Genomic DNA, 12923 nt, shown 5'->3' with positions numbered 1-12923 from the left:
TGTCAGGCGACCCAATCGAGACTCGGGTCTACCGGAAAGGCGGAGTTGCGACGTACACGCCCTTGCCCTGCCGACCATCGATCAGCCCTTCGGCTTTCAAGATGAGCATGGCGGCACGGATGACGGTGTTGCTCACGTCGTAGTGCTCGCACAGGGCTGCATGGGCACCAAATCCGGACCCAAGGCTGCGGTCGCGGTCGCCCACACGATCCTGACCATTGTCTGGCACCTGCTCGCCCACGGGGGCGCCTACCAAGACCTCGGCGCCGACTACTACGCCCGCCGCGAAGAAGATCCCGAAGCCCTTGCCGCCAAACTGAAGCAGAAGATCGAGTCTCTGGGCTACACCGTCGACCTTCGCCCTGCGGCGTAACACCCGGCCGCCGAACAGGATCAGCATCGCAGCTCCGCTCCGATGCTGCCGCGAGCACCTCAAGCCCAGTTTCATATCAGCGACGGCTCCCACAAGTGGATCCCACCGAACCGATCCGACCGGCTCGCCGAGAATCACACCGAGGAGGTCACTGGTTCGATCCCATGTTGAAGGGCGCGTCAGGAATGACGGAACCAGGCTCGGGCGGAGGCGGGAACCAGCACGAGCAGCGCCACCAGTGCGCCGTACGCTATCGGCAGGAATCCGAAATTGCTGGACCCGAGCGAGCTCAGCCCTGAGAGCAGAGCCAGCACACCCAGCACCACGGCCACGATCCGCGACCCACGCCAGCCGCGCCACAGCCCGTACCCGATTGAGGCGCAGACGCCCACGCCGACCAAGGTGAGCAGTAGCACTGGCACCAGATTCCGGGTCTCGAGCTCGGTCAGCACCAGGACGAGCAACCCGAGTGGCACCAGCGCGCCAGCGGCAACGAGCAGTGCGGCGATGAGCACCGGCGCGGGTGGCCGGGACGACACCAATGCGCTCCGGCCCGGAGAGCTGCTAGTAGCAGCTCTCCGGCGATCGTTACCAATATCCATACCGGACAAGCTAGCCGACAAACCGGCGAGCGGCGGGCCCACGCACGGCGGGTGGTTGAAGCTGGTGCCCGAGCTGTCGCCAGCAACGGTGACAGACATCCCATGAGCGTTGGAGTCAAGCAGCGGCCTTCTGGTTGTGCTGTTGGCGATGTTGCCAGGCGGTGGTCTCGTCGTAGCGGGTGCTGGTCCTGAGGCAGCCGTGGAGGACGCCGACGAGGCGGTTGCCGAGTTGACGCAGGGCGGCGTGGTGGCTGATGCCTCGGTGGGCGTTGCTGGTCGTGGTGGGCGCGGGCGCCGGCCGAGGCGATGAGGGCGGCGAAGGCCTGCTTGCCGAGGGCGTCGATGAGCCGGTTGTTGTGCACGTAGCGGGCCAGGACGATCTTCTTCTTGCCGGAGTGGCAGGTGATCGGGCTGGTTCCGGCGTAGGTGCGGCGGGCTTTGACGTCGGCGTAGCGGGTGGGGTCGTCCCCGAACTCAGCAAGCCCCCGGGCGCCGAGGATGCGGCCCAGACTGGGCTGGCTGAGGTGGATCTCAGCGTCCGGGTGCTGCCCAAAATGCGCCTCGACCTGCTCTTCCATCGCCTTGATCTGCGTCTGCAGCGTCGTCAGGATCGCGACCTGGGCGCGCACGGTGGCTGCGTAAGCCGCGGTGACTACCGCTGGCTGTGCTCGCCCGAACCGGTCAGGAGTAGCGGAAGTCAGCCGGTGCAACTGCTGTGGTGCTGCAGGTCGGTGGGGTCCCGGTGCATTCCACCCAATGGTCCGTCCCGGCCATGACTCGATAGCCGTGTGGACTGCTGAAGCCGGTCGTCCGGAAAGGTTGGCCGTGGTTGGTCACTTTGACGGTCTGCGGCTCGCCGCCCACGACGAGGCGGAGATCGATGACCCACTCGACCGTGCCCTTGGTGGTGGCGGTCAGCTCGAAGACCTCGGTCTCCCCCTTCTCGAGGGTGAACCCGAAAAGCGGCAGCCGGCCGTCGACCTTGGTGGCGTACTCGGCTGACGGTTCCGCTGCGTCCAGATCCATGGCGACCTGCCGCGGCGTGACGGTGCCCTGTCCGCCGCCGCAGGTCAGTGAGGCGCCCCCCGGGTCGGGGTTCGCCGAGCGCCGAATGACGCGTGCACGCATCCCGTCGATGAGCACGCCCTTGTCGGACGCGCCCTGCACCACCAGCCGTACCCTGGTGGCTTCCTGATCCACCCCGCCGTTACCGTGCGCCCAGTCCACGATCGAGGGGCAGTCGAGCGGAGGACGCGTCGCGGGCTGTGCGTCCGTGGGCATGACGAACGAGAACACGTCATTACCCCAGGCCGGCACGGTGGCGGGATTGCTCACCACGTTGATCGCGATGGGCCGCTCGTCCTGCGGGTCGAGCATCTTCGGCACATAGATGCCCGCTGCGGCACCGATGACAGCCAGGACGGTGCCGCCCACCACGAACCACCATCCCTTGCTGATGGACTGCAGCAGCCGCCGCCGTGGGCTCAGTTCCTGCCGCGCGGCAGGATCTTCACGGGGACGCCGTCGGGTATCGACCAGACCTGCCCGCCCTCGCCTCCGTCGAGCAGCAGCCATTTCCCGTCCTCCGTGAAGTGCGGCTCCACACCGAAGTACCGCAGTTGATAGTCCCCGTTCAGCGGCGGTCGCTCGGGCAGCGTCCAGACCCGCTGCTCGCGCCGGCCGGCCACATCCCACAGCGACAGCTTGTTGTCCGGGATCACCAGGGCCACCAGGCTTCCGGCACGGTTCACCGCGCCCGTGTCGGCTCCGCAGCCGCACGGCACCCAGGTGAGCTTCTGGCTCTCCACCGCCCAGTGCAGGAATCCGTCGCTGCCGGCGGCCACGACCTGCTTCCCGTGATCGAAGACGGCGAGCGATCCCGAGTACCAGTACTTGCCCGGATCGTTGGACACTTCAATCTGCGGCGGCACCGGTGAGGCGGTCCATTTCCCCGTCGCCACGTCGATCACCACAAGGCGCCCGTTGCGGACCTTCTGGTAGTCCTCCCGGCCGACCAGGTAGGCGCTGTCCGCTGAGAAGCGAATGCTCTCCACGGACGGGGTGAACAGCGCCTTCGGCTGCTTCGTCGTCAGGTCATAGGTGATCACCGTATCGGGGTGCGCCACGGCGAGATAATGTCCGTCCGGCGAGAAGTCGGCGCCGAGGATGCGCTCCGCGGCGGTGCCGAAACGGCCGAACTCTTTGCCGTCCCGGGTGACCACCATCCATTCGTTGACGTGCCTGGCCTCGAATCGTCCGTCCTGGCTGACATAATGATCGAGCTGACGCCACGACAGGTCGAAGGTCTCGGCCGGCAAGGTGATCGACGTCGGTGACGCCTGGGTGGTGACGACCGGGTCGGAGCCGTCGGAGGTCGCCTGCTTGGGAGTTGGCTGGCATGCCGTCAGGCAGGCCAGCGCCGCGACGCCCGCAACCAATCTCACCGGCGCTCTCCCCCGAAATCGCCACACACCTTCGCAGTACTGTATAGAACCTTGTCAAGGTCGCGATCGTCAGTTGGTCCGGGTGCGGAGGCTCTGCGTCAGGGTGGGAATCATCACCGCGGCGGGGACGAGGTGCAGCCCGAGCAGCGCGGTGGTGGTGGCGGTGTCAGCCCCGGAGACGAGGGGCGGGACCAACGAGATCACGGTCAGCGACACCGCCGTCCACACGAATCGCCGGGCCGGGCGAGCGCTCCAACGGAGAAGCGCGACGGCGATGACGATGCCCACGACCGAGCAGAAGCCGGTCACGACGGCGAACCCGGGCAACGGGATCGCCTCGCCGCCGTCGGGGATCTCGAAGTCGACGCCGGCGGCCTGGGCGAGTGCGGCGGCGAGGGTGGTGGCCACCATCGCCGCGAGCGTGGCGATGAGGCCGGTGACGGCGAGCCCGCGGTACCGGTGGGTGTGGCTGGTCCGGGCCGATGCCGGGTCTGCGACGACCCCGGGTTCCATCCTGCTGTTCATGTCGTTCCTCCGGTGATCGGGAGTGGGGGTGAGGATGCGCACCGTCGCCGTGCGACGGCCGGGATTGCGCAGGGCGCGGACGCCGGTGCCGCGGAGCCAGAACCCGGCGGCGTGTCCGAGGACCGGCCCGGGCTCGCCGTCGCGCAGCTCCAGCTGCACCCGCCCGCGGGTGACGACGCCGAACGCGTCGCGCCACTGGGCCGCGACCACCGCGACACGCGCGCCGCCGCGCAGCGTGAGCGTCGGCACCGGGGCTATTCCGTGTCGTCGGCTGGCAGGCGCTGCGGCAGTCCGAGCCGTGGGAACTGGTTGTCGTGGAAGATGGTGATCTCGGTGATCGCGCCGCCGGTGATGCGCAGGACGTCGATGGTCAGCGGCAGGTACGCCTGTTCCTGCTCGTGCCAGAGGTAGAAGGCGGCGGCGGGTTGCCGGTTGACGGACGTGCCGACGCAGCGCAGCCGTCCCAGGTCCTCGAAGCCGTCTCCGATCCAGTCGTTCAGCACCGCGTCGCGCCCGACGTGCAGGCCCGGCGTGGGTGGCATCGCGCAGCGGACGTCCTCGCGCAGCATGGCGGCGAGAGCGTCGATGTCCTTGGCGAGGCTGGCGTCGGTGAAGCGGCGCACCAGCTCGCGCGTGCCGGCGTCCTCCCCGCTGCCGGTCCAGTCCTGCCGCTCGGCGGGCAGGTGCTCCCGCATGCCGGCGCGGGCCCGCTGCAGCGCGCTGTTCACGGAGTTGACCGAGTCCCCGAGGAGTTCCGCGACGTGCTTCGCCGGCCAGCCCAGCACGTCGCGCAGGATCAGCACGGCCCGCGGGCGCGGCGCGAGGTGCTGGACCGCCACGAGGTACGCCAGCTCGATCGTCTCCCGCGCGACAGCGACCGCCTCCGGCTCGTCCGCGCCGCTTGCGGGCACCTCGTCGAGCAGCCGGTCCGGGTAGGGCTGCAACCACGGCACCTCCCCGCCGGTCGCCGGGTTCGGCCGGCGCCTGGCGAGCAGGTCCAGGCAGGCGTTCGTGGCGATCCGGTACAGCCAGGCCCGCAACGTCGACCGCCCCGCGAAGGTCTCCCGCCGCCGCCAGGCCCGCAGGAACGTCTCCTGCACCGCGTCCTCGGCGTCCTCGAACGACCCGAGCATCCGATAGCAGTGCACGTGCAACTCCCGCCGGTGCCGCTGCGCCAACCCCGAGAACACCGGCTCGTCGACCTCACCCAGACCGCCCACGCCCAGCTCCTCCAGCCGCATGCCCGCACCCATCACGTCATCCCTCCGCCGCGTCGTGTCCCGTCCCAGGTATGACGGGTGCGAGCACCACAACTCATCACCGGAGTCGGCTGGTAGGGCTGATCCAGTGACGGCTCAGGTGGCGGAGCACGACGCGCGGTACGGCGAGGATGGGGACGCGCGGGCACGGCACGAGGTCGTGCGGGAGTACGGGCGTGGTCCTGGCGCCGAGGCCCGGCTCACCTGGGGGGATGCGTGCCCGGCCGTCCGCCGAACGCCCAGCGGTGCACCTCGATGTCGGCGTGCCGGTCCGGGGTCAGGACGGTGCGCGCCTCGTCCGGGTCCGATGCCTCCACCAGCGCCGCCGTGCCCAGCCACGTGGCGCCGTCGTCGGAGAGCAGCGGCCCGTACGCGATGAGGTCGTGCCGGTCGTGCGGCGCGGCGAGGTCGGCGGCCTGGCCCGCGCCGAGGCCGAGCACGAGGTAGCGGTTGCCGCCGGTCCGGCTCCCGGGAAAATCCCACATGGTGCGCCCCAGCAGGTTGCGCCACCGACGCAGGAGCACGTCCCGGTAGGCGCCGGCCTGGTAGTTGGGCTCGTCGAAGGCGAACGCCCGGGCGGCGGCGGGATCGGGCAGGTCGAGGATGTGCACGCTGCCGGTGGGCGTGTCACCGTCGGCGGCGAAGGTCGGGCCGCGGGCGATCATCTCCGTCGCGTACCGGTCCATGTAGGACCAGTGTTCCTCCAGCAACTCCCTGCGCAGTGCCGTGGAGCCGACCCGGTCGCGGTGGTAGCAGAAGAACTCCATGCCCACATTGTGAAGGGGGGCGGCGGCCTGCTCGCCGCCGACGAGGCGGCCCGGGCCCTGGCCCGCGGCTGGCTGGCCCACCGGCCCGGCGACGACGTACGGCTGCTCCCCCTCGCGGACGGACGAGCCCACCGAAGCGTTCGCAGACGTCCGATCCGATGCCCGTGACGATGGGGACCGACGGCTCCCAGATCTGCAGGACATCCGTGCCGCGCGTGGTTTCGGGTTCACCCCTGGCGGCGATCCGCCCGCCCTCCCTGGCCGGAGATGCCGCTTGAGGACTTGTCTGTGGAGGCCGAGACACGCACGCCCGCGACGAGATGGCGGACGACCTCGGGATCGCCGGTGATGACCGCGCCGGCCACTACGAGCCCGGCCAGGTCCTCGCCGCCGAAGGCGGCGAGGAGAGCATCCGTCGTGGTGACCAGGACGGCGTCCGGCTCTTCGGGCGGCTCGTGGGCGACCTCGGCCCCGGCCGACGTGAGGCGGACGCCGAACACCCCGGCAGGACCGTGGTCGCGAAGTTCGATCCGAAGCGTCACCCCGGGCTGCTCCGGCGTCGACACGAAGAAGGTGCGAATGGTCAGCATGGCGCTGTCCACGCTCACGAAGACCTGTTCCGCGGTCGGCGGCGCGGCCAGCGCCCAGGTGCCCAGCGCGATCACGATCGGCTCAAGGCCCCGACCCCACGTGGTCAGCTCGTAGACCCGCACATTGCCCGGCGAAGGCAGCTGCCGACGGCGTACGACGCCCGCGTCGGCCAGCTCGCGCAGCCGGTCGGACAGTGCGTTCGGGCTGGCGGTCGGGAGCGCCTGCTGGAGGTCGGTGAACCGTTTCGGCCCGAGCAGCAGCTCGCGCACCACGAGCAGCGACCACCGCTCCCCCACGATGTCGAGACCGCGTGCGACACCGCAGGCCTGCCGATAGCCCCGCTGGGTTGGCATGGGACCCCCCTCTTCCGTACTTGCTCGATCCTAGCAGTCGCTATTACGCTCATAGCTGCCCACCCGAGGAGGAACCCATGACCACGCCCGCGACGCCCCCGCTCGCCGACCGCGAGACCTGGCAGAAGCAACTCGACGAACTCCGGCTCCGCGAGAAGTCGCACACGCGTGAGGGCGATGCCATCGCCGCGGCCCGCCGGCGGCTGCCGATGGTCGAGGTCGATCCGGCCACCCCCCTCGTCGGCGCCGACGGCCCGACACCCCTGCTTGACGTCTTCGAGGGCAGGACCCAGCTGTTCGCGTCGTACCACATGTGGCACACGGGCAGGCCGGCCGGCGACCAGTGCGAGGGCTGCACGTTCTTCACCGGTCAGGTGCTCGAGCTGTCCTACCTGCACTCGCGCGACATCACGTTCGCGGTCTTCTGCCAGGGGCCGTTCGAGGAAACCTCGCGCTACCGCGACTTCATGGGCTGGCAGGCGCCCTGGTACTCCGTGCCCGCGGAGTCGCTCGACTCCCTCGTCGCCGGGCGCGCGTTCGGAATGAAGGCGTGCTACCTGCGCCAGGGCGACCGGGTGTTCGAAACCTACTGGACCACCGGGCGGGGCGTCGAGGCGATGGCACCGTCGTACGGGATGCTCGACATGACCGTCTACGGTCGCCAGGAGGACTGGGAGGACTCGCCGGAAGGTTGGCCGCGGCGCTTCCGGACCGACGGCGACCAGTTCCGGCTCGACGGCCGGCCAACCTCGCAGTGGTCGCGCCTCGCCGCCGGCCGTGACGACGACCTGGGCGCCACGGCACCCACGGGCAGCGAACACCGTTGCTGCCACTGAGGTCCGGTGCCTACCGGTCTTGCCTGGATCGTCGTTTTCATGATGTCGACGGAACGCCGGGTGGTACTCGTGCAGCAGCGATTCGCGGCGCGGCGGGCTGCGTCAATCCAGGGAGCCACGGTGACGCAGGGGCGCGAGCTGCACGGTCCAGGTCCGGGCTGTCCCGACGACCGCAATCGCCCGGCAGAGGAGGTCGCAGCCCAGCTGCGGACTTCCTTCGGCGAAGCCGCGGTTGATGAAGCTGATCGCTCTCGGGTGGTCGCCCGCCTCAAGAGCCTTCTCCAGCCCGGTGGCCAGGACCGCGGCGAGCGCGGCGTGAAAGCTGTCCGCCCCCTTCTCGCGGAGGGTCTTGGTTGGCTCGCGCATTGGTGACGGAGAGACCGTGGGCGGGGCTGACACGAAAGTCATGTCCTTCTTCTGAGGTGTCGGTACTGCTCGGCCGGGCCAGCCAGACGTTTCCCGAACGGCCGCCTGAAGGGGATGACTCACGACACGCCCGGGGGCGCTGGCCCGCCAACGATGTTGACGAACTGATTCACGGCCCACTCTACGCGCACCACACGCAGCGGTGCCGCTGCCAGCTCAGGGAGCTGACTCCAGCGATGAGTGTGGCTCCCTCTTGGCGAAAAACGACACGACCTCTGGTGTCCCCACTCGACTAGCTTCTAGGTCATGGCAACCACGGTGCTACGCGTCCGGCTCGTCGGCGGCGACCGCATGGACCTCACGTACGACGAACCGGGCGTCTCCGACGAGGACGAGCTCGTGGAACACGTGATCTCGACGCTGGCGCAGGATTCGGGAGTGCTGCGGACCAAGCACGGCGATCGGCTCGTCGTGCTCTACGGCCGAGGCGTCGCGGCGATCGAAGTTGCCCCTCGCGGTGCCGTGCTGTGACGCGCCGCGCGCATGAGTGGCGTAGATCGACAAATTCTGTGTTACGGTTGCCCGGTTGCAGTTTTGATTTCCGTAGACGTTTCGGCGCCTGATGGGTCTAACCAAAACCCATCCAGGCGCTTTTTTCGTTTGGTGTCGTTTCCGGCGCGGCTGATCAACGCGGCAGCGCGAGTCCGCACAATGCGGTCTTCAACAGCCTGCGAAGGAGCAGACATGGCTACAGGTACCGTGAAGTGGTTCAACGGCGACAAGGGCTTCGGCTTCATCAGCCAGGACGGCGGCGGCGCCGACGTCTTCGCCCATTTCTCGGCGATCTCCGCGAGCGGCTTCCGCAGCCTCGAGGAGAACCAGCGGGTGGAGTTCGACATCACCCAGGGCCCGAAGGGCCCGCAGGCGTCGGATATCCGCCCGCTCTGATCGACGCTGTGCCGAACGGCGGCCTGACTGGTTCAGCAGGCCGCCGTTCGGCATTTCAACCCATCATCTTGTTCAGGTTCGTTTGGCGATGTCCCGTGGCCTGCGGCCCGTGCCTTCTCTGCGACGCGCCGTTCGAGGAAGGCAGAGCATGACCGTGATCACCACGTCACCGCGCATACCAGACGCCCACCCGGCGACGGTCCCCGGCGGGTTCAGCCGCGACCGGCACCCGGTTGCCGACGCTCCGCGTTTCCGCGGCCCGACCCCTGCTCCGGCCTGCGGTTCCACGGCACAGTTTCTTGCACCGGCCACCGCGGAGGAAGACAAGCCCGCGCCTCGTGCATCCGACTGCGGCGAGGTGGCGATGCATCGATTGCGCCACCCGTTCACCGTCGCAGCCAGCACGACGCCACACCGAACGACGGTAGGTATGGCCGCCCAGGCGGTGTGAGCTCCTACAACAGCTTGCCGGCGAGGCCTGCCGTTGTTTTCCACCCGCACCGCTGGTCGCGGCCCTACCTGACCTTTCGACCAACCGACTGCTGACCCGCTGATGTAGTGTCTTGCCAGTTCAGCGGGCCTTGGCAGGTCAACGGAGAGGGCGGGACACCTCACCCGCGGCGCCTGGAACCGCGTGACCGGAGGAGTCGAGCTGGGGATGGCGGCAGAGCGACCGATGCCCACGCAGGACGACGTGCTCGGGTACTTCCGCACGCTGTCGAACTGGGGACGGTGGGGCGACGACGACGAGCTCGGGACTCTGAACCACATCACCGACGACGTCCGGCTGGCGGCGGCGCGGGCAGTGCGCCACGGCAGGAGCGTGTCCTGCGCGTGGGAGGTTGCCGTACCGGAGGACATGGAGCGGTCGACGACCACGTGCCCGTGCGCCGCCGACATGCCGGGTGCCGAGAACATGCCGGTGCCCGCCTTCCACGCCGACCGGCGCTGGGGCTTCTCGTCCGAGCGACTCGGCATCACCTTCCACGGCAACACCATCACCCACCTCGACTCGCCGTGCCACATCTTCTGGGACGGCACGATGTACAACGGGCGGTCGCACTCGTTGGTCGACACCGCAACGGGATCGGCCTGGGCCGCCGTCACGGCGGCGGCGAACGGGATCGTCACGCGTGGCGTCCTGCTGGACATCGCGAGGGTTCGCGACGTGCCGTGGCTGGAACCGGGGCAGGGTGTGTTTCCCGAGGACCTTGAGGAGGCCGAGCGTCGCCAAGGTGTGCGGGTGCGACCCGGCGATGCGGTACTCCTGCGCACCGGCTACGGCCGCTTCCGGCACGAGACCGGTGCGGCCAGCGGTTTCTCGCAGGCCGGCTGGCACGCGTCCTGCCTGCCGTGGCTGCAGGAACGGCAGGTGGCGGTGATCGGCGCTGACACCCCCCAGGACGTTCAGCCGTCGGGGTACGACGACGTGTTGATGCCGGTCCACGCCGTGAGCCTCGTCGCGATGGGTCTGTGGATGCTCGACAACTGCGACCTGGAGGTGTGCGCGACGACCGCTGCCGAGCTCGGCCAGTGGGACTTCCAGCTCACCGTCGCGCCGGTCCGGTTCGCCGCCACGTCCGGCAGCCCGGTCAACCCGATCGCCACATTCTGACCGCGGCGGACGGCCTCGGCCTCCACCGCGGTCGCGCCGGCCGTCTCGGCCGCCCAGCCACCGAAGCGCCGGAGGGGACGGCGGCACCGGCCGCCGCCCCCTCCGGTTCCCGAATCAGGCCGGAGAGCCCGTCACGGTGAACTGACGGGTACGGCCGATGTTGTCGAACGAGCCGAAGCCGACGCGGCCGGAGCTGAAGGTGGTGTCCTTCGCGGTCAGCAGCGGATCCTTGTGCCCGTCGACGTAGACGGCGATCTCGCCGGTGGCGGGCAGGTGCACGACCCGCACCTTGTGCCAGTCGGCGTCGGTGATTGCCGGGTTCGCGCCCCGCGAACGCCCGTTCCACTGGTGGTCGATCCGCTCCCGGTCGGCATTGTTGACCTTGAAGATGCCGTTGTGCGGGTAGATCGTGTTGTCGGTGGACAGGTGCGCGTAGTAGTACTGCGTGTCCGACTGCCAGCCGAAGACGATGATCACGTCCCGGTTGGTGACCTCCACGGGCTCGTCGAGGCGCACCCGGGCGTCGATCTGGACGGAGGACCAGGCCGGACCCTTGTTGAGGATGGCGTACTCGAACGGGCGGCGCGGGCCGGGGCGGCTCACGCCGGCCTCGGCGAGGATGACCTGGTCACCCTCGAACCGCCACTTCGACGGGGTCACCGGCGCCCAGTTCTGCGCGCCCGCGGTGTGCACGACCTTGGTCCGGCCCACCTTGTCCTCCGCCACGGTCTTGGTGTCGACGACCTTCCAGATCTTCCCGTTGGCCTTGGCCAGGATGTAGAGCTCACCGGCGGCGTCGGTGCCGAAGCGCAGGTCGACCCGGTTCGGGTCGCCGGGCGCGCCCGGGCTGGACAGGTCCTGCATGCGTACCAGGTCTCCGGCGGTGGTGTACAGCGCGAGCCGGTGGATCGGGGCGAGCCCGGCGCCGCGGCGCATCTCGTTCGCCTCGGTGTAGAGCACCCGGCCGTCGACCAGGTCGCCGAAGACGTACTTGCCCTTCAGCGCCGGCACCGACTTGCCGCGGTAGACGAAGCCGCCGGCCACGGCGACCCCGACGTCGGAGGTGCAGTTCCAGTTCGCCGCCGGGTCGTGGTCGTACGCGGCCACCGGGTAGGTGTAGCCGTACTTCGCGTCGTCGGCGGGCAGCGGGTAGAGCTTGTCGCACGGGTTGGTCGCGGCCTTGTCGAAGACCCAGTTGCCCTCGCGTTCGCTCCAGCCGAAGTTGTCCCCGGCCTGGACCTCGTAGATGGACTCGATGGCGTGCTCGCCGATGTGGCCCAGGTACATCCGGCCGGTGGCCCGGTCCCAGCTGAACCGGTGCGGGTCGCGGAAGCCGACCGCGTAGATCTCACCGAGCGCGCCGGCCCGCCCGATGAACGGGTTGTCGGCCGGGATCCCGTACCGGCCGTTGGGGGCGTTGGTGCCGCGCGGGTCGATGCGCAGCAGCTTGCCGTGCGGCATGCCCATGTTCTGCGGGTCGCCGTTGCGGTAGCCCTGGCCGCCGTCACCGACGGCGAGGTAGAGCATCCCGTAGTCGGGCTCGCCCGGCTTCGCGGTCGGGTTGAAGTTGATCTCCTGGACGCCGTGGATCTGGCCGCCGAAGCCGATGCGCAGCACCTCGCGGTGGGTGCCGGCGAAGGTGTCCGCGGCCGGGTCGCCGGCCGTCCACTCCGTGATCACGGCCTGGTAGATGGTGTTCGGCTGGGCGTAGTCCGGGGGCCGGGTCGCGAGCGAGGCCTGCTCGGTGTGGATGGTGTAGAAGCGACCGTTGCGGCCGAACTCCGGGTGGAAGGCGACGTACCCGAAGCCCTGACCGAGGCCGCGGCCGGAGAAGAACTGCGGCGCGAAGGTGGCCGCCACGTCGAGGTAGACGTGCGGCGTGCCGTTCTCCACGAGATAGAGGTTGCCGTTGAGGTCCGGCACGGCCCGGCGGCCGGAGCCGTCGGGAAGCTCGCTGATCGTGTTGATGCGGGCCTTGCGCACGAGCCGCGCGTCGACCGGCGCCGGGTTCGGTGTGGACTGCGGGAAGCTGGCGTACTCCTGTAGCACCAGCCCCAGGTGCGACTGGATCTGCGACTCGGGGATCGGGTCGTAGACGGCGCCGTCGGCCCGGGCGGGCCCGGCGACCAGGGTGGACAGGACCAGGGTGGCGGCAGTGACCCCGGCGGTGACTGCGGCTCTGCGGAGCCTGCCGGTGCTGCCAGCGCGAATGAACACGCGGTTCTCCTTCTCGGTGGGACGATC

The 12923-nt window shown here is 69.5% G+C and carries 15 protein-coding genes and 1 pseudogene; 5 read left to right on the top strand and 11 right to left on the bottom strand.

Annotated elements, in window-relative coordinates; all coding sequences use genetic code 11:
- Positions 1-28: 28 nt before the first annotated feature.
- From NFX44_RS33265 to NFX44_RS23540, 9 genes and pseudogenes are all read right to left on the bottom strand, one after another.
- Complete coding sequence (locus NFX44_RS33265) at positions 29-256, bottom strand: GntR family transcriptional regulator (RefSeq protein WP_315974626.1); 228 nt, start codon at positions 254-256, stop codon at positions 29-31.
- Positions 257-552: 296 nt separating this feature from the next.
- The gene (locus NFX44_RS23575; RefSeq protein ID WP_262285884.1) at positions 553-1074 is read right to left on the bottom strand and encodes a hypothetical protein; all 522 of its coding nucleotides are present in this window, start codon (positions 1072-1074) and stop codon (positions 553-555) included.
- Positions 1075-1340: 266 nt separating this feature from the next.
- A pseudogene (locus NFX44_RS23570) lies at positions 1341-1553 on the bottom strand (transposase); the annotation flags it as partial.
- A 103-nt stretch (positions 1554-1656) separates the two neighbouring features.
- Positions 1657-2412, bottom strand: coding sequence for a hypothetical protein (locus NFX44_RS23565; protein ID WP_262285766.1), 756 nt, complete (start codon positions 2410-2412; stop codon positions 1657-1659).
- Between the two features lie 47 nt (positions 2413-2459).
- Positions 2460-3419: a WD40 repeat domain-containing protein gene (locus NFX44_RS23560; RefSeq protein ID WP_262285765.1), complete on the bottom strand. Its 960-nt coding sequence runs from the start codon at positions 3417-3419 to the stop codon at positions 2460-2462.
- Positions 3420-3488: 69 nt separating this feature from the next.
- Entirely contained in the window at positions 3489-4193 is a 705-nt protein-coding gene (locus tag NFX44_RS23555; protein WP_262285764.1) for a DUF6069 family protein, read from the bottom strand.
- A gap of 5 nt (positions 4194-4198) precedes the next feature.
- Positions 4199-5197 (bottom strand): RNA polymerase subunit sigma-70, encoded by a 999-nt coding sequence (locus NFX44_RS23550; protein WP_262285763.1) that lies wholly within the window; start codon positions 5195-5197, stop codon positions 4199-4201.
- A gap of 206 nt (positions 5198-5403) precedes the next feature.
- Positions 5404-5970, bottom strand: coding sequence for a YciI family protein (locus NFX44_RS23545; protein WP_262285762.1), 567 nt, complete (start codon positions 5968-5970; stop codon positions 5404-5406).
- Positions 5971-6197: 227 nt separating this feature from the next.
- On the bottom strand, positions 6198-6914 hold the full coding sequence (locus NFX44_RS23540; RefSeq protein WP_262285761.1) for a helix-turn-helix domain-containing protein: 717 nt from the start codon (positions 6912-6914) through the stop codon (positions 6198-6200).
- A 77-nt stretch (positions 6915-6991) separates the two neighbouring features.
- On the opposite strand from NFX44_RS23540, the gene NFX44_RS23535 reads away from it, so the two are divergent.
- Positions 6992-7750, top strand: coding sequence for a DUF899 domain-containing protein (locus tag NFX44_RS23535; protein ID WP_262285760.1), 759 nt, complete (start codon positions 6992-6994; stop codon positions 7748-7750).
- 102 nt (positions 7751-7852) lie between these two features.
- Here NFX44_RS23535 and NFX44_RS23530 read toward each other — a convergent pair whose 3' ends face one another.
- A complete protein-coding gene (locus tag NFX44_RS23530; protein ID WP_262285759.1) occupies positions 7853-8116 on the bottom strand; it encodes a hypothetical protein in 264 nt (87 codons plus the stop codon).
- A 306-nt stretch (positions 8117-8422) separates the two neighbouring features.
- Between NFX44_RS23530 and NFX44_RS23525 the strand changes: the two genes are divergently transcribed.
- From NFX44_RS23525 to NFX44_RS23510, 4 genes are all read left to right on the top strand, one after another.
- On the top strand, positions 8423-8647 hold the full coding sequence (locus NFX44_RS23525; RefSeq protein WP_262285758.1) for a hypothetical protein: 225 nt from the start codon (positions 8423-8425) through the stop codon (positions 8645-8647).
- 213 nt (positions 8648-8860) lie between these two features.
- Positions 8861-9064, top strand: a complete 204-nt coding sequence (locus tag NFX44_RS23520) for a cold-shock protein (protein ID WP_212836447.1) — start codon at positions 8861-8863, stop codon at positions 9062-9064.
- 148 nt (positions 9065-9212) lie between these two features.
- On the top strand, positions 9213-9515 hold the full coding sequence (locus tag NFX44_RS23515; RefSeq protein WP_262285757.1) for a hypothetical protein: 303 nt from the start codon (positions 9213-9215) through the stop codon (positions 9513-9515).
- Positions 9516-9740: 225 nt separating this feature from the next.
- Positions 9741-10679 (top strand): cyclase family protein, encoded by a 939-nt coding sequence (locus tag NFX44_RS23510; RefSeq protein WP_262285756.1) that lies wholly within the window; start codon positions 9741-9743, stop codon positions 10677-10679.
- 114 nt (positions 10680-10793) lie between these two features.
- On the opposite strand, the gene NFX44_RS23505 is transcribed toward NFX44_RS23510, so the two are convergent.
- Complete coding sequence (locus tag NFX44_RS23505; protein WP_262285755.1) at positions 10794-12896, bottom strand: sorbosone dehydrogenase family protein; 2103 nt, start codon at positions 12894-12896, stop codon at positions 10794-10796.
- Between the last annotated feature and the right edge of the window lie 27 nt (positions 12897-12923).

It is taken from the genome of Micromonospora sp. MA102 (genome assembly GCF_025460765.1).
GTDB lineage: Bacteria > Actinomycetota > Actinomycetes > Mycobacteriales > Micromonosporaceae > Micromonospora > Micromonospora halotolerans.
The sequence above is the reverse complement of the archived record's forward strand: the minus strand, read 5'-3'. Positions and strand labels throughout refer to the sequence as shown.